The following is a 15594-nucleotide window of genomic DNA, read 5'->3' as shown; positions in this document are numbered from 1 at the left end:
GGTGCTGGTGACGCGGCCCGCGAGGCCGGTGGCGGCGTGGGTGAGGCGGCCAAGCAGGCCGGTGGTGGTGCTGGTGACGCGGCCCGCGAGGCCGGTGGCGGCGTGGGTGAGGCGGCCAAGCAGGCCGGTGGTGGTGCTGGTGACGCGGCCCGCGAGGCCGGCGGTGGTGCCGGTGACACGGCCCGCGAGGCCGGTGATGGTGCGGGTGAGGCCGCGAAGCAGACCGGTGGTGCCGCGGGTGACGCGGCGCAGCAGGCCGGTGGTGCCGCGGGTGAGGCCGGTGGCGACGCCGACCGGTTCGGCGACCTGGTCGGTGAGGGCGCCGGCGACGAGACCCGCGAAGCGGGCGATGAAGCCGCCCGCAGCGGGAAGCAGGTCACCGAGCACGCCGCGGAGGCCGACGTCGGCAATGACGAGAAGCCGGACATCTCCGCGCAGTCGACCGTGGCCAAGGAGCGCGAGCAGAAGAAGCGGCCGCGCCGCAACCAGGGCCTGCCCAGGCGCAAGCCGCGTGAGTGGTAGCGGTTCCGGCTCGCGGCCTGCCGCGATGCCCAGATGGGATGCCTAGATCCGCAGGCGTCCGCACGGACCATTTCCGGTGCGCAGCCTCCGCTTCAGACAGCCCTACTGCGCAACGTGGGCGTTAGTCAGCTCAGCTGCGCGGCCCGCAGCCCAGCTGCTCGGCTTCGCTGCATTCCGGCACGCTGTTCCGCCTGGCGGCCTTGCGCCGCCTTAGCTGGCCGCCTGGCGGCCTCCCCCGTCCGGTAGCCAGGCCGCTTGGCGGCCTAACGCCGCGCGGCTGCGCGCGGATGGCCGTGCGTTATGCGTCGGGTCGGACCGCTCCACGGCGTTGCGCGGTGCGCGGTGGCTGGGACCGCATTGCGGCCCTGTGCGGTGCGCGGTGGCTGGGACCGCTTCGCGGCCCTGTGCGGTGCGCGGTGGCTGGGACCGCTTCGCGGCCCTGTGCGGTGCGCGGTGGCTGGGACCGCATTGCGGCCCTGTGCGGTGCGCGGTGGCTGGGACCGCTTCGCGGCCCTGCGCGGTGCGCGGTAGCTAGCTTCGCCTCGCGGCCCTGCGGGGTGCGGCCTTCTTGGCCGCCTTGGTCGCGGTCTTGGCGGCCTTGACCGGCTCCTCCGCCGGCGACTCCTCGTCCTCTTCTTCGTCCTGCTCGTCGCCCTCGTCGCCGCCCTCGTCCGCGGACTCCGCGGACTCGTCGCCCTCGGCCTCGGCCGTTTCGTCCTTGTCCTGGCCCTCCTCCGACTCCTCGTCGGAGCGGTCGTCCTCCTGGACCACCTCGCCGTCGCGGATCTCGCCGCGCCAGCCCTTCACGTCGTCCGGGTTGAGGATCGTGTCGCGCATGACCTTGCGGACGAAGTGCTTGAGCTCCAGCCGGGCCCGGCGTCCGGGTGCCCGCCACAGGTTGCCGGTCTGTTCGACGAAGCCCTGCGGGTGGTATTCGAGCACCACGAGGATCCGGGTCAGGTCCGGGGTGACCTCGTGGAACGTCACCGTTCCGTCGACCGAGCCCTTGTCGCCCTTGGACGTCCAGACGATCCGCTCGTCGGGCACCTGCTCGGCGATCGTGGACTCCCAGGTGCGGTGCGACCAGAACACCTGGGCCTTCCACTTCATCTTCTCTTCGGACTCCTGCTCGATGTCCTCCACCTTCTTCATGAAGCTGGGGAACGTCTTGAACTCGGTCCACTGGTTGTAGGCAACCGACACCGGCACCCCGACCTCGATCGACTCGACGATGTTGGTCACCTTGAGCTTGTTCTTGCTCTTGCCGTTGTCGCCGCCGCCACCACCGCCGAAGGCCTGCTTGACCTGTTCCTTGCCACCGGTCAACCCGGCGCCCATCACCGCCTTGACCGGGGAGTCGCCCTCCTTGAGGCTCGACAAGCCCTTCGCCAGCGCGGCCTGGCGGGGGCCGCCTTCGCCGCCGGCCTCGGTGAGCCCCTTGGTAATGTCGCCCAGCCGCTCGTTGACGACGGACATGGCACGGTCCATCATCGCGCCGGCCATGTCCTGCAGGCCCGCGACCAGCTTGCCGGTCACCGAACCGCCGCCGTTGCCGTTACCGCTCGCACCCTGGCTCACTTGTCATCCCCTCCGGAATCGCCGGAACCTCCGGAACCCCGCATCGCCGCCGCCCGCTCGGTGAGCCGTTCACCGATCCGGTCGGCGGAGCGGGTGACGATGGTGATCGCGGCCGTCTTGCCGGCGCTGCCGAGCTTCCCGACGACGCCGCGGCTCGGCGGCTTGGCTGCGCCGTCGCCGCCCTGACCCTGGCCGCCCTGCCCGTTGCCGCCCTGGCCGCGCGCGGCCATCCGGCCGCCGGCCGCCGCCGCGCCGAGCATCAGCGCCGCGCGCAGCTTGTGCCGCCGGCCGAGCACGTACCCGACTCCCATTGCGAGCGCAGTGCTCCCACCTGGCTTCATGACGTTTCCTTTCCTCGGGGGACGCCCATTCGTGGCGCTTACCCGCAGGCCGTGCGGCGAAACGCCGCTTACGTCGCGAAGGCAACGTTTGTCGATTGTCGTCGATCTCTGATGCGACGTTAGATTCCTGAGGTGACGCGTACCGCCGTGATCTTCGACCTGTTCAACACGCTCGTTCCGGGCGCCGACACCGAGCGTGACCAGGTGCTGGAGCGGATGGCCGATGTGGTCGGCGTCGATGCCGCCGCCTTCGTCCGCGCCCACCACGAGACGTGGCCGGACCGCCTGGTCCGGTGGGGTGCGGCGGAGACCATCCGGATCCTCGCGGGCCGGCTGGGCGCCAGCCCGGCGCCGGCCGCGGTCGAGCGGGCGGTGACGCTCCGCTGTGAGCTGGGCACGAAGCTGCTCGCGGACGTCACCCCGGCGACGCTCGCGGCCCTGGACGCGTTACGCGCCCGGGGTTTCCGGCTGGCCTTGTGCAGCAACACCTCGGCCGAGACCGCCGACCTGTGGCCGGCGAGCCCGCTGGCCGCGCGGTTCGCGGCGACGGCCTTCTCGCCGCAGGTGGGCGCCGCCAAGCCGGACCCGCGCAGCTATCTGGCGGCCACCGATGCGCTGGGCGTACGCCCGGATCAGTGCTGGTTCGTCGGCGACGGTGCGGACGGCGAGCTGGCCGGGGCGGCGGCGGTCGGCATGGCGGTGATCCGCACGACCGAGTTCCAGGACACCGACCCGACCTGGCCTGGCCGACCCGTCACGGCGCTCAGCGAGCTGGCTGACCGGCTGGGGTGACCAGGTGGTGCAGGAACCGGGACTGGTCCAGCCAGCTCGTGCGCAGCAGCGGCCCGGCGTCGGCCAGCGGTACGAACCGGCACGCGACCGTCAACCCCGTGTCCCAGGCGGCCGGGTCGCCGATCATCGTGTGCGTCCAGGCGTCCCGCGGCTCGTCGGTGACCAGGTGGAAGTAGAGGGCGATGTACGGATGCCCGTTGGTGTAGTGGCCCAGCTCCGTGCCGACCACGCCGGCGTGCCGCAGTGTTCCGGCGATCCCGGTCTCCTCGACCGTCTCGCGGACGGCGCCGTCGTCGGGGCGCTCGCCCGGGTCGACGCCGCCGCCAGGGGCGTGGTGCCCCGCGTCCGGCCGGGTCGGGTAGTTGAAGACCAGCAGCTCGATCCCGGTCGGGCCGGTGCGGGTCACATAGGACGCTGCTCGTACGCGCGGTTGTTTCACCGCTCGGGTCTACCCCGGCGCCGCCGGACAGGGCAATCCGGTTTCCCGGAAGTGGGGCTGGACAGCAACAGTTAACAGTCTTAATAATTGGGCATCCATCGATACGTGGAGGCCCGCAATGCGTCGTACCCGATCGATCGTCATGGGTTTGGTCGCCGTCCTGGCCGCCGCCGGCGGCGCCGTCGCGATCGCCTCGAGCGCCGCCGCGGCCGGGCCGACCGCGACCTTCACCAAGGTGTCCGACTGGGGTTCCGGCTGGGAGGGCCGCTACACCGTCAGCAACGGCGGCACGACCGCGCTCACCTCGTGGGCGGTCGCGTTCGACCTGCCGGCCGGCGCGAACATCACCACGTTCTGGGACGCGGACATGACGCGCTCCGGGCAGCGGTTCACGTTCCGCAACAAGTCCTGGAACGGCAACGTCGCGCCGGGTGCCTCGGTCTCCTTCGGGTTCAACGGGTCCGGCGCCGCGACGCCGAGCAACTGCACGCTCAACGGGGCGTCCTGCGGCGGTGGCGGCCCGACCACACCGCCGACCTCGAACCCGCCGACGTCCAACCCGCCCAACCCGACCGTCCCGGGCGCGCCCGGCTCACCGCGGGTCACCGGCACCACCAGCAGCTCGATCTCGCTCGCCTGGAACGCGCCCACCGGCACCGTCACCGGCTACCGGGTCTACGAGGGCAGCACCCTGCGGGCCACCGTCACCGGGACCAGCGCGACGATCGGCGGGCTCGGCGCCAACACCACGCACACGTACGCCGTCGCCGCGTACAACAGCGTCGGTGAGGGTGCCCGCAGCGCCACCGTGACCGGCACGACCAGCGGCACCACCCCGCCGCCGACCGGGCTGCCGAAGCACGCGCTGATCGGCTACCTGCACGCCAGCTTCGCCAACGGCTCCGGCTACCTGCGGATGGCCGACGTGCCCGCCGACTGGGACATCATCAATTTGGCCTTCGGCGAGCCCACGAGCGTCACGTCCGGCGACATCCGGTTCCAGCTCTGCCCCGCCGGCGAGTGTCCCGGCGTCGAGACCGAGGCGGAGTTCATCGCCGCGATCCGGGCCAAGCAGGCGGCCGGCAAGAAGGTGCTCATCTCGATCGGCGGCCAGAACGGGCAGGTCCAGCTCACCACGACCGCGGCCCGGGACCGGTTCGTCAGCTCGGTCGCCGCCATCATCGACCGGTACGGCCTGGACGGGCTCGACATCGACTTCGAGGGACACTCGCTGTCGCTGAACACGGGCGACACCGACTTCCGCAACCCGACCACACCGGTGATCGTCAACCTCATCTCCGCGGTGCGGACGCTCAAGCAGCGGTACGGCTCCCGCTTCGTGCTCACGATGGCACCGGAGACCTTCTTCGTGCAGCTCGGCTACCAGTACTACGGCTCCGGGCCGTGGGGCGGGCAGGACCCGCGCGCCGGCTCGTACCTGCCGGTCATCCACGCCCTGCGCGACGACATCACCGTGCTGCACGTGCAGGACTACAACTCCGGCCCGATCATGGGTCTGGACAACCAGTACCACAACATGGGCGGCGCGGACTTCCACATCGCGATGACCGACATGCTGCTGGCCGGCTTCCCGGTCGCCGGCAACACGGCCAACGTGTTCCCGCCGTTGCGCGAGGACCAGGTCGCGTTCGGCACGCCGTCGTCGGTCAGCGCCGGCAACGGGTACGTGGCGCCGGCCGGCGTCCAGCAGGCGGTCAACTGCCTGGTGCGCGGCCAGGGCTGCGGTGGCTACACGCCGCGCAGCGGGACGAACCCGAACTTCCGGGGCCTGATGACCTGGTCCATCAACTGGGACCGGTTCTACAACTGGGAGTTCCGCCTCGCTCACGAGCCGTTCCTGAACTCCTTGCCATAGCTAACGAACTCCCAAAGTTCATGTAAGGAGCGTTCAGGTAACACTTGACGTTCTCCGCCCTCCGTGATGTTGGCCGACGGCACGCCAGTCATCAGGAGGACACCACATGGGCCACGGCCATGGGCACCACCACCACCACGACGAGGTGGAGATCAGCGGCAGCGACCTGCCCGCCGCTCTCGACCTGTCGACCCCGGACGAGGAGCTGAGGCCCGAAGACCGGAGCCGCCGCGCGTTCCTGCGCCGCGCCGGTCTCCTCGGTGCCGGTGTAGCCGCCGCGGGTGCGTTCGCCGGCGCTGGTGTCGGCGCCGTTCCCGCCGCCGCGCACGGCAAGGACGACGACAAGCACGACGACAAGGGCAACGGCAACGGCGGCGACTACAAGTGGCTCGCCGGTGACCACCACATCCACACCCACTACAGCGACGACGGCCTGTACCGGGTGATCGACCAGGTCCAGCACGGCCGGGCGTACGGCCTGGACTGGATGGTCATCACCGACCACGGCAGCAACGCGCACGCCAAGATCGGTGTGGACAAGGTCAACCCGGAGATCCTCGCCGCCCGCGAGGCCCTCAAGGACACCCTGGTCTTCCAGGGTCTGGAGTGGAACATCCCGGGCGCCGAGCACGGCACCGTGTTCGTGCACCCCGGCAAGAACGAGCTGTCGGTGCTCAAGCAGTTCGAGAACGACTACGACGCGAGCGTCAACGGCACGGGCGCGTCCAGCCCGGCCAACGAGGCGATGGCCATCGCGGGCCTCAACTTCCTCACCGACGCGGTGCGCCGCAAGAAGGTCGAGCACGCGCTGTTCCTGGCCAACCACCCGGCCCGCAACGGCATCGACTCGCCGCACGAGATCCGTGGTTGGCGCGACGCCGCCCCCGGCATCGCGATCGGCATGGAGGGCGCACCGGGCCACCAGGCCGGCGGCATCTCCAAGGACAACGGCGGCCCCGGCGCGGCCCGTGGCTCGTACGGCAACAGCCCGTCCGCCAACTCCTTCCCGTACCCGCTGGAGAGCTACCGCACCTGGGGTGGCTTCGACTGGTTCACCGCGACCGTCGGTGGCCTCTGGGACAGCCTGCTCGCCGAGGGCAAGCCGTGGTGGATCACCGCGAACTCCGACGCGCACACGGTGTTCCTGGAGACCGCCGTCCGCGGCAACAAGGACTTCAACGAGCTGGGCTACTGGGCCGACCCGGTGCACGGCGGCAAGCCCACCACGACGTACGTGGACTTCTTCCCGGGCTACTACAGCAAGACGCACGTCGGCACGACCGCGGACTCGTACCTCGCGGTGATGGACGGCCTGCGCTTCGGCCGGGTCTGGGTCGACCACGGCGGCCTGCTGGCCGGCCTCGACATGCGGGTCCGCAAGGCCGGTGACCGCTCCGGCGGCACCACGCTGGGCGGCACCATCAGCGTCAAGAAGGGCACCGCGCTGGAGCTGGTCGTCACCGTCGACCTCGCCACGCTGCCCAACTGGGGCCAGTTCGTGCCGAAGCTCGCCCGGGTCGACGTGATCCGCGGCAAGGTGACCGGCAAGGTGGCCGACAAGGACACCTTCTCGACCCCGAACACCCGGGTGGAGAAGTCGTTCGAGGTGGGCACCGGCCCGAAGAAGGTCACCTTCACCTACAACCTCGGTCGCGTCGACCACTCGTACTACGTGCGGGTCCGGGGCACCGACGGCAACCGGACGGCGCCGGGCTACCTCGGTGCCTCGGTCGACCCGACCGGCCCGGCGATCGACGTGCTCGGCAACACCGACCCGTGGACCGACCTCTGGTTCTACACCAACCCCATCTTCGTCGAGGCGCACTGACACCATGACCGTCCACGTCGGATTCGACCGCGGTGACAGCGACGTGCGGGAGGCGGAGCACTGGTTTGCCTCCCGGTTGGGTGAGGCGCGGGACCGCGTCGTCGCCTGCACACACCTGTTGCGCGTGCCGAGCCCTCACGTGGCGTTCAGCATCGCGGTGCCGTCGGGGGTCGAGGTGGACCTGCCACCCGTCCCCGACGGCCTCGTGGCCGCGGCGGCCCTGGCCCGGGAGGAGCACCTCTCGGGCCAGGGCGGCCGGGCGTTCGCCTATCCGGGCAAGGACGCCTGCGTCGGCACGCTGAGCGTCGCGGAGCTGTTGGAGCGCAGCGCGATCGAGCGGGTGACGGTGATGGGCGGCGCGCCGCCGCAGCCGGAAACCCTGATCGAGACGCGCGACCACGTCCGTCCCCTGTGGATGGCCGGCAAGCTGACCCTGGTCACCCTGCCGCACACCGGCGGGCGGATCGCGCCCTTCGAGATGCCCGAAGAGATCCCCTGCTGCGCGCTGCATTAGTGGAGCCGCATCAACCGATCGGTTGACCGGCGGAATCCACCGCGGCCGGGCCCCGCGTCGCCGGCTGGTCGGTGCCCGCCGGGCGTGGCCGTTGAGACCGTTTATGGCATGACAACGGTCATCGAAGTTCAGGAACTACACAAGAGGTACGGCGACAAGATCGCCGTGGACGACGTCTCCTTCCGCGTCGACGAGGGCGAGATCTTCGGAATCCTCGGGTCGAACGGCGCGGGGAAGACCACGACGGTCGAATGCGTCGAAGGGTTGCGCCGGGCCGACCGGGGCACGATCCGGGTGCTCGGGCTCGACCCGGTCCGCGACCGCGCCGAGCTGACGCAGCGGCTGGGCGTCCAGCTGCAGGGCGCCCACCTCCCCGAGAAGCTGAGGGTCGGCGAGGCGCTGGAGCTCTACCGGTCCTTCTACCGCGAGCCGGCCGACCCGGCGACGCTGATGGCGGCGCTCGGGCTCGACAGCATCCGGAACACCCGGTTCGGCAAGCTCTCCGGCGGCCAGCAGCAGCGGCTCTCGATCGCGCTCGCGCTGATCGGCAACCCGCGGGTCGCCGTGCTCGACGAGCTGACCACCGGCCTCGACCCGCGCGCCCGCCGCGAGACCTGGCGGCTGATCGAGGACGTCCGGGCCCGCGGGGTCACGATCCTGCTGGTCACCCACTTCATGGACGAGGCCGAACGGCTCTGCGACCGGGTCGCGGTGATCGATTCTGGCCGGGTGGTGGCGCTGGACACCCCGGCCGCACTGACCAAGCGCGCTGCCGCCGAGCTCGGCGTCGAGCGGGCCACGCTCGAGGACGCTTTCGTCGCACTGACCGGGGAGACCACCGATGTCCACTGATGCCCTGCGCCGGCTGACCGCCAGCGAGTTCACCCTGTTCCTGCGCGACAAGGTCGGACCGATCTTCGGCGTGCTGTTCCCGACCGCGCTGCTGTCCGTGTTCGGCAACATCGACTTCTTCACCGACCCGGCCAACGGCATCGACGGGCAACCGCTGCTCTACACGTACACGCCGATCCTGGTCGGTTTCGTGATCGCGATGCTGGCGCTCAACACGCTCCCACCGACGCTGGCGGGCTACCGGGAGCAGGGTGTGCTGCGCCGGCTGCGCACCACGCCCGTCGGCCCCGCCCGGGTCCTCGGCGCCCAGTTCGCGATCTGCCTCGGCACCGCGCTGGTCGCGGTCGTGCTGCTGCTGGCGGTGGCGCGGTTCGCCTTCGACGTGCCGTTGCCGCGACAGCCGCTGGCGTTCGCGCTGACCGCCCTGCTCGCGGCGCTCGCGCTGATCGGCGTCGCGGTGCTGGTGGCCGCGGTCACGCCGACCGGCAAGGCGGCGAACGCGATCGGCTCCGTGCTGTTCTACGTGATGATGTTCTTCGCCGGGCTGTGGTTGCCGATCCAGGCGATGCCGGCGGTGCTCCGGCACGTGAGCGAGGCCACACCGCTGGGCGCGGCGGTGCAGGCGTTGACCGACGCCAGCGCGGGCCACTGGCCCCCGGCGTGGCAGCTGCTGGTGCTGGCGGGCTACGTGGTCGTGACCGCGCTGCTCGGCATCCGGCTCTTCCGTTGGGAGTAGGTTTCCACCATGCCGAACCCGATGCCGTGGGAGACCGCTGACGCGGGCACACTCCGCTGGGCGCGGTGGGCCAACCTGGCCCCGTACGTGCTGCTGGCCGTCCTGGCCGGGTTCAGCCCGCTGCTGACGGACTCGACCGGCGAGACCCTCGTGGTCGTCGGGCTGTGCCTGCTCGCGGCGGTGTGGGTGCTCTGCCTCTACACGCTGCGGCCCGCGTGGCGCGTACGCCCGGTGCTCATGGCGGTGTTCTTCGTCGGTTTCCTCGCGATCCTGCTCGCGCTGGTCGTGATCGCGCCCTGGTTCGGGTTCCTCACGCCGGCCGGCTACTACTTCGCCTTCGGGATCCTGCGGTGGCCGTGGCGGATCCCGGGTGTCGCCGCGGTCGCCGTCGCGGCCGGCATCGCACAGGCGTCCGGCATCCCCTTCTCCGGCGCGGAGATCGGGTGGCACGCCGCGATCATCCTGATCAACGCGGTGCCGATGTGCGCGTTCGCCTGGATCGACTGGAACAACGACCAGGAGGGTGAGGCCCGGCGGCGGGCCAACGAGGAACTGAGCGAGGCCAACCGGCAGTTGGAGGCCACGCTCACCGAGAACGCCGTCCTGCACGAGCGGCTGCTGACCCAGGCCCGGGAGGCGGGCGTCCACGACGAGCGGCAGCGGATGGCCGGCGAGATCCACGACACGCTGGCGCAGGGCCTGACCGGCATCATCACCCAGCTCCAGGCGGCCGAGCAGGCGGCGACCGAGCCCGAGCGGTGGCGGCGGCACCTGTCGGCCGCCACCGACCTGGCCCGGGAGAGCCTGCGGGAGGCGCGGCGGTCGGTGCACGCCCTGCGACCCGAGCCGCTGCGCGACGCCCGGCTGGCCGACGCGCTGGCCGGGGTGGCCCGGAGCTGGTCGGCCCGGCACGGCATCCCGGTCGAGGTGACCACCACCGGCACCGAGCGGCCTATGTCGCAGGACGCGGAGCTGGCTCTGCTGCGGACGGCGCAGGAGGCGCTGGCCAACGTCGCGACCCATTCCGGCGCCCGGCGGGTCGGCCTGACATTGTCCTATCTGGACGGATCGGTGGCACTGGACGTGCGGGACGACGGATGCGGCTTCGACCCGGCCGAGCCGCCGGTGTCGGCGGGCGGCTACGGGCTCGTGGCGATGCGGCAACGCATCGAGGGGCTCGCCGGGACCCTGCAGGTCGAGTCCGAGCCGCTGGCCGGCACGGCGATCTCCGCGGCGGTGCCGGCATGATCAGCTTGCTGGTGGTCGACGACCATCCCGTCGTACGCAACGGCCTGACCGGCATGTTCGCCAGCGACCCGGAGTTCGAGGTGGTCGGCGAGGCGGGCGACGGCTCCGAGGCGGTGCGGCTGGCCCGGGCGCTGCGCCCCGACGTGATCCTGATGGACCTGCGGATGCCCGGCACCGACGGGGTCACCGCGATCGGCGAGCTGGCCCGGCTCGGCGTCCCGAGCCACGTGCTGGTGCTGACGACGTACGACACCGACAGCTACGTGGTGCCGGCGATCGAGGCGGGCGCGACCGGCTACCTGCTCAAGGACGCGCCACGCGACGAGTTGCTGCGCGCGGTGCGGGCGGCGGCCCGGGGCGAGTCGGTGCTCGCACCCGCGGTGGCTGGCCGGCTGATGAACCGGGTCCGGACGCCGGGCGCGGGTCCGCTCAGCCAGCGGGAACTCGCCGTGCTGGAGCTGGTCGCGGGCGGCAGGACCAACCGGGAGGCGGCCGCGGCGCTGTTCATCAGCGAGGCGACCGTCAAGACGCACCTGCTCAACATCTATTCGAAGCTGGGTGTCGGAGACCGGGCGGCCGCGGTCGCCGAGGCGTTCCATCGCGGCCTGCTCACCCCGAAGGGATAGCCGCCGCCTCCTGGGGGAGAGGCGGCGGCCCGGTGGTCGCTCGGCTTGCGGAGAGAAGCGGCCGCCGTCCATGGGTACGCGCGGCGGCCGCCAAGGGTTCAGTAGCTGAACGTCGTGGCGCCCTCGTCGCCGATCCACTGCCACATCGGCACGGTGCCGCCCAGCTCCGCGTTCTCGACCAGGTCGCCCTTGTCGAGCTTGCGCGAGTCGAAGCAGATCGGGCAGACCAGCAGCTTGCCGCCGGCCGCGGCGTACCGCCGGGTCAGGTCGGCCAGCGGCGGGCAGCCCTCGCAGGCCACGCCGGTCGCGACGCCGTTGATGGCGAGCCGGGTCGCCTCCTTGGTCAGGAACATCAGCGTCGGCCGGCCCTGTTCGGCGGCACCGACCGCCACCAGGAACGCGACGGTGACCTTCTCCGGGTCCTCGAGCCCCGTGATGAGGCTGACTACTGCTTTTCCGGGCATGGGTAATCCCCCCTCGTGGTGATCCTGGCTTACACGCTAGGTAGCCGGACCGTCCGAGGAATGGGGAGATATCCCTAACTTGTGTGCGCGGGCCGCCGCCTGGCCGCGGCTCTGGACGCCGAGTCTGGCCAGCACGGCCGAGACGTGGTGGTCGACGGTCTTCGGCGCGAGCCGCAGGCGGGTCGCGATGTCCGCGTTGGACAGGCCGTCGGCGATCAGGCCGAGCACCTCCGCCTGGCGCTGGGTCAGGCCGGCGGGGTGGGTCGTCGTGGTCCGGCGAGGGCCGCGCGGGATGCCGCCCACGCCGCGGCGGCGGAGGTCGGCTCTCAGCCAGGCCGCCGCCTGCGTGGCACCGAGGGCGTCGAGGCCCGTGACCGCCTCGGTCGCCGCGGCCCGGTCGTCGGCCCCGCCCAACGCTTCCAGCTTCAGGAAACGGCCGCCGAGGCGGTCCCATTCGGCGGCGGCCCGGCGCCAGTCGCCGTCGATCATCCAGCGGTACGGCGCCAGCGCGTCCGCGGGCGCGTGGTCGCCGCCGCCGGCCTGCCAGAGGCGGTACGCCAGCTCGCCGGAGTGCGGGGCCGCGTGCGCGCGGGTCGCCCGGTCCAGCGCGTGCGGTATCTCGCGCGCCGCGCGGTCGGGGTCGCCGAACCAGCGGAAGTGTTCCGACCGTGCGCTCTTGGCCGGGCCCACCCACTGCAGCTCACGGGCCGGGTCGGCGTGGCGGTCTGCCTCGTCGAGGTGCGCCCGCGCGGTTTCTCGGTCGCCGCGGGCGCCGTGGATGCGACCCAGCACGACCAGCGCCGGCACCCGGCCGATGCCGCCCTGTGCCGGCAGCCGCAGCGACTCCTCGGCATCCTTGATGGCACCCGGCCAGTCACCTGCCTGGAACCGGACGCCGGCCCGGGTGCCGAGCAGGCACTGGAGATAGCCGGCCAGGTCCTGCTCGCGGGCGTGCACGATGGCGCGGTCGAGGGCCGGCGTGGCCGCGGTGAAGCGGGCCTGTTCCGCCAGGACGCCGCCGATGTTGAGCAGCGCGCGGGTCGCCTGGTCGGGATAGCCGCCGGCGAACGCTTCGGCGTGCGCGGCCTCCAGCGTCTCGCGACCGCCGGGGCGGTCGAGCTGCATCGCCGAGGTGCCGACGTTGATCGTCGCGTGGATCTTGGTCTCGCGGTCGCCGAACTCCTCTGCGAGCGCCCGGGCCTGCTCGCCCAGCTCGATCGACTCGGCGAACGCGTAGTCGAACATCCGCAGGCCCGACTGGTTGCTGTAGGCCATGGCCAGCTCGCGGCCGGGCGGCTGCCGCGCGAGCACGTCCACCGCGCGGTCGGCGGCTGCCCGCGCCTCCGTGCCCGCGCCGGACCACCAGGCGACGCGCGAGAGCCAGCGCCAGGCGGCGCCGATCGGGATCGGGTCGCCCAGCCGCTCCCGGATGCTGATCGCGGTGCGTTGGGGTTCAAGGCCGTCTTCGGCCTTGCCGCCGAGGTAGGCGGCGAGCGAGTAGCGCTCGAGCAGGTCGGCTCTCGCTCGCGCCGGCAGGCGGTCGGCGTGGGCGGCGGCCGCCCGGTAGTGCTCGGCGGCCTCGCGCCGGGCACCCTGGCGGGCGGCGGCCGCGGCGGCGATCTGGCCCCAGCGCAGCACCGCGTCGGCGTCGCCGGCGCCCCGGGCGTGGTGCACGAGGCGGCCGGGGTCGATGCCGTCGATCTCGGCCAGGGTTTCGAGGACGGTCCTGTGCAGGGCCGCGCGTTGCCGCGGGGCGAGCGAGTCCTCGACGGCGGTGCGCAGCAGCTCGTGCCGGTAGGCGACGCCGTCGTCCGTCGGCACGAGCACGCCGCCGGCCACGCAGGCGTCGATCTGGTCGTCGCGGCCGGCCAGCAGGGGCTTGTCGGCCCGGCCGGGCACGACCGCGACGAGCCGCGCCAGGTCCTGTGCCCGTGGTGGCAGGGCTTGGATCCGATCGAGGATCAGGCCGCGTACGCCGCTCGGTGCACCGTCGCCCCGTGCGTTGAGCAGCTCGGTGAGCAGCAGCGGGTTGCCGCCGGTCAGTGCGAGCACGGTCGCCGCGTCGTGGCCGGCCCGCGTCGCCTCCAGCGCGACCCGGTCGGCCGACAGCGGGGCGAGCGGGATCCGGGTGCCGCGCAGGGCGCCGAGCACGCGGTGCAGGGGGTGTCCGGTGCCGAGCTCGTCGTCGCGGTAGGTGACGACCAGCAGCGCCCTGCTCTGCCCGATCCGCCGGCCCAGCAGCACCAGCAGGTCGAGCGTGCCCTCGTCGGCCCAGTGCGCGTCCTCGACGACCAGCACCGGCGTGATCGCCGGGTGGTCCAGCTGGTCGAGCAGCGCGGCCAGGATCTCCTCCGGCCTGGCGGCGTCGGCGAGCCGCGCCGCGAGCGGCCCTTTGCTCTGGCGGGCGATGTCGTGCACGGGACCGAGGGCGCGCGGGGTGACCAGGGGATCGCACCATCCCCAGTGGAACCGCGTGCGGCTCCTGCTCCGCTGCGCGAACTCGGTCACGAGCGCGGACTTGCCGACACCGGCCTCGCCGGCGACCAGCGCGACCCGGCCGCCGGTCGCGCTCGACCGCAGCAGCTCGTCGAGCACACCCAGCGGGGCTGTCCGCTCCCACAGCTCCACGTGCCGATGGTCCCACCACCTGGCACGGTGGACCCATGGCCGAACGGCTGGACGAACACTTCCGTGGCGACGTGCTGAACCCGCACGTCTGGTTCCCCTACTACCTGCCGCACTGGTCGTCCCGGGCCGCGTCCCGCGCCGTCCACACCGTCGGCGACGGGTCGTTGCGGCTGTTCATCCCGCCGGACCAGCCGTTGTGGTGCGCCGAGTCGCATCCGACACCGCTGCGGGTGTCCTGTGTGCAGAGCGGTGCCCGCAGCGGGCAGCAGCCGTTCCGCACCGGCTTGGAGGTGCGTTCGCCGGAGCCGGATTTCCGGGGGTATGTCCCTTTGTACGGGCGGTTCTCGGTGCGGATGCGGGGTGTCGTGACGCCCCGGTCGATGGTCGCGTTCTGGCTGTCGGGGTTCGAGGAGGAGCCGGAGCAGTCCGGCGAGATCTGCGTGGCGGAGATCTTCGGCTCGACACCGCACGATGTCGGCATGGGCGTGCACCGGTTCCGGGATCCCGCGCTGCGCGAGGAGTTCGATCCGGTCACGCTGCCGATCGACCTCGCCACCTTCCACACGTACGGCGTGGAATGGCTGCCCGGGTCGCTGGCCTTCAGCGTGGACGGGGTGGTGGTGCGCCGGCTCGCGCAGGCGCCCGCGTACCCGATGCAGCTCATGCTCGGTGTCTTCGACTTTCCCGACAAGGGCGGCCCGGTCGCGGTCCCGGAACTGGTCGTCTCACACGTCAGCGGCCGTCCGCCGGTCTTCGGCAGGGTCACCGGAGACCGGGCCACCAACCAGGAGAGCGACTGCGCCGCGGGTACGCCCGGCGCCAGCGGAGCCCAAGGGATGTAGGCGATCCCGTGCGTCGCGCAGTAGTCGACGACCTCGTCGTCCTGCAGCTCGCGCAGCGCGCCGACCTGGTCGGCCAGCGGCACGGTCGGGTCGACGCGGTGCAGCTGCTAGAGGTCGACGTGGTCCCGGCGGAGCCGCTTGCGGCTCCGCGCGGCCTGCTGGCGGTCGGCGCTGCTGATCGGCGGCATCGGCGCGCTGCCGTTCGTGCGGGCCCGCCAGGCGAAGCTCCGCTTCACCGCAAAACACCAGATAGGGGAGCCCGCACCGTCGACGACGGTGCGGGCTCCGTTGTCTGCTCGGGTCCGCCG

The 15594-nt window shown here is 72.2% G+C and carries 15 protein-coding genes; 10 read left to right on the top strand and 5 right to left on the bottom strand.

The genetic code is table 11. From position 1 onward, the window contains the following. Positions 1-522 (top strand): hypothetical protein (locus tag AB0H87_RS24880; RefSeq protein WP_360150104.1); only part of this gene is annotated, 522 nt, incomplete at its 5' end. A 531-nt stretch (positions 523-1053) separates the two neighbouring features. On the opposite strand, the gene AB0H87_RS24875 is transcribed toward AB0H87_RS24880, so the two are convergent. Next, a complete protein-coding gene (locus AB0H87_RS24875) occupies positions 1054-2100 on the bottom strand; it encodes an SRPBCC family protein (protein WP_360150102.1) in 1047 nt (348 codons plus the stop codon). After that, positions 2097-2441, bottom strand: coding sequence for a hypothetical protein (locus tag AB0H87_RS24870; RefSeq protein ID WP_360150100.1), 345 nt, complete (start codon positions 2439-2441; stop codon positions 2097-2099). The genes AB0H87_RS24875 and AB0H87_RS24870 overlap by 4 nt, the downstream gene beginning before the upstream one ends. Positions 2442-2573: 132 nt before the next feature. Between AB0H87_RS24870 and AB0H87_RS24865 the strand changes: the two genes are divergently transcribed. Beyond that, entirely contained in the window at positions 2574-3233 is a 660-nt protein-coding gene (locus tag AB0H87_RS24865; RefSeq protein WP_360150097.1) for an HAD family hydrolase, read from the top strand. Here the strand turns inward: AB0H87_RS24865 and AB0H87_RS24860 are convergent. Then, positions 3205-3639, bottom strand: coding sequence for an NUDIX domain-containing protein (locus tag AB0H87_RS24860; protein ID WP_360150107.1), 435 nt, complete (start codon positions 3637-3639; stop codon positions 3205-3207). The genes AB0H87_RS24865 and AB0H87_RS24860 overlap by 29 nt on opposite strands. 151 nt (positions 3640-3790) lie before the next feature. On the opposite strand from AB0H87_RS24860, the gene AB0H87_RS24855 reads away from it, so the two are divergent. The 7 genes from AB0H87_RS24855 (at position 3791) to AB0H87_RS24825 (ending at position 11352) form a co-directional block, all read left to right on the top strand. Further along, positions 3791-5548 carry a cellulose binding domain-containing protein gene (locus AB0H87_RS24855; protein WP_360150094.1) on the top strand — a complete coding sequence of 586 codons (1758 nt, stop codon included), beginning with the start codon at positions 3791-3793 and terminating at the stop codon, positions 5546-5548. 106 nt (positions 5549-5654) lie between these two features. After that, positions 5655-7376, top strand: a complete 1722-nt coding sequence (locus AB0H87_RS24850; protein WP_360150091.1) for a PHP domain-containing protein — start codon at positions 5655-5657, stop codon at positions 7374-7376. Positions 7377-7380: 4 nt separating this feature from the next. Continuing rightward, on the top strand, positions 7381-7890 hold the full coding sequence (locus tag AB0H87_RS24845) for a hypothetical protein (RefSeq protein WP_360150088.1): 510 nt from the start codon (positions 7381-7383) through the stop codon (positions 7888-7890). Positions 7891-7998: 108 nt separating this feature from the next. Beyond that, positions 7999-8742, top strand: coding sequence for an ABC transporter ATP-binding protein (locus tag AB0H87_RS24840; RefSeq protein ID WP_360150085.1), 744 nt, complete (start codon positions 7999-8001; stop codon positions 8740-8742). Further along, positions 8732-9478 (top strand): ABC transporter permease, encoded by a 747-nt coding sequence (locus tag AB0H87_RS24835; protein ID WP_360150082.1) that lies wholly within the window; start codon positions 8732-8734, stop codon positions 9476-9478. The genes AB0H87_RS24840 and AB0H87_RS24835 overlap by 11 nt, the downstream gene beginning before the upstream one ends. 9 nt (positions 9479-9487) lie before the next feature. Beyond that, positions 9488-10726 (top strand): sensor histidine kinase, encoded by a 1239-nt coding sequence (locus AB0H87_RS24830; RefSeq protein ID WP_360150079.1) that lies wholly within the window; start codon positions 9488-9490, stop codon positions 10724-10726. Then, positions 10723-11352 carry a response regulator transcription factor gene (locus AB0H87_RS24825; protein WP_360150076.1) on the top strand — a complete coding sequence of 210 codons (630 nt, stop codon included), beginning with the start codon at positions 10723-10725 and terminating at the stop codon, positions 11350-11352. Before AB0H87_RS24830 ends, AB0H87_RS24825 begins: the two co-directional genes overlap by 4 nt. Before the next feature lie 98 nt (positions 11353-11450). On the opposite strand, the gene AB0H87_RS24820 is transcribed toward AB0H87_RS24825, so the two are convergent. Beyond that, positions 11451-11816, bottom strand: coding sequence for a DsrE family protein (locus AB0H87_RS24820; RefSeq protein WP_360150073.1), 366 nt, complete (start codon positions 11814-11816; stop codon positions 11451-11453). Positions 11817-11852: 36 nt separating this feature from the next. Next, positions 11853-14444: an AAA family ATPase gene (locus AB0H87_RS24815; RefSeq protein ID WP_360150071.1), complete on the bottom strand. Its 2592-nt coding sequence runs from the start codon at positions 14442-14444 to the stop codon at positions 11853-11855. A 35-nt stretch (positions 14445-14479) separates the two neighbouring features. Here AB0H87_RS24815 and AB0H87_RS24810 point away from each other — a divergent pair, with 35 nt between their 5' ends. After that, a complete protein-coding gene (locus AB0H87_RS24810) occupies positions 14480-15286 on the top strand; it encodes a glycoside hydrolase family 16 protein (RefSeq protein ID WP_360150068.1) in 807 nt (268 codons plus the stop codon). Positions 15287-15594: the final 308 nt, after the last annotated feature.

Origin of the sequence: Asanoa sp. NPDC050611, from assembly GCF_040654855.1 — a bacterium.
Taxonomy (GTDB): domain Bacteria; phylum Actinomycetota; class Actinomycetes; order Mycobacteriales; family Micromonosporaceae; genus Asanoa.
This window is presented reverse-complemented; position numbering and strand designations above follow the sequence as displayed.

What these genes read in the sequence shown, in the direction of transcription:
- AB0H87_RS24845 (WP_360150088.1), top strand. Translation starts at nt 7,381, where the DNA reads ATGACCGTCCACGTCGGATTCGACCGCGGTGACAGCGACGTGCGGGAG.
- AB0H87_RS24830 (WP_360150079.1), top strand. Translation starts at nt 9,488, where the DNA reads ATGCCGAACCCGATGCCGTGGGAGACCGCTGACGCGGGCACACTCCGC.
- AB0H87_RS24870 (WP_360150100.1), bottom strand. Translation starts at nt 2,441, where the DNA reads ATGAAGCCAGGTGGGAGCACTGCGCTCGCAATGGGAGTCGGGTACGTG.
- AB0H87_RS24825 (WP_360150076.1), top strand. Translation starts at nt 10,723, where the DNA reads ATGATCAGCTTGCTGGTGGTCGACGACCATCCCGTCGTACGCAACGGC.
- AB0H87_RS24835 (WP_360150082.1), top strand. Translation starts at nt 8,732, where the DNA reads ATGTCCACTGATGCCCTGCGCCGGCTGACCGCCAGCGAGTTCACCCTG.
- AB0H87_RS24850 (WP_360150091.1), top strand. Translation starts at nt 5,655, where the DNA reads ATGGGCCACGGCCATGGGCACCACCACCACCACGACGAGGTGGAGATC.
- AB0H87_RS24855 (WP_360150094.1), top strand. Translation starts at nt 3,791, where the DNA reads ATGCGTCGTACCCGATCGATCGTCATGGGTTTGGTCGCCGTCCTGGCC.
- AB0H87_RS24820 (WP_360150073.1), bottom strand. Translation starts at nt 11,816, where the DNA reads ATGCCCGGAAAAGCAGTAGTCAGCCTCATCACGGGGCTCGAGGACCCG.
- AB0H87_RS24810 (WP_360150068.1), top strand. Translation starts at nt 14,480, where the DNA reads ATGGCCGAACGGCTGGACGAACACTTCCGTGGCGACGTGCTGAACCCG.
- AB0H87_RS24840 (WP_360150085.1), top strand. Translation starts at nt 7,999, where the DNA reads ATGACAACGGTCATCGAAGTTCAGGAACTACACAAGAGGTACGGCGAC.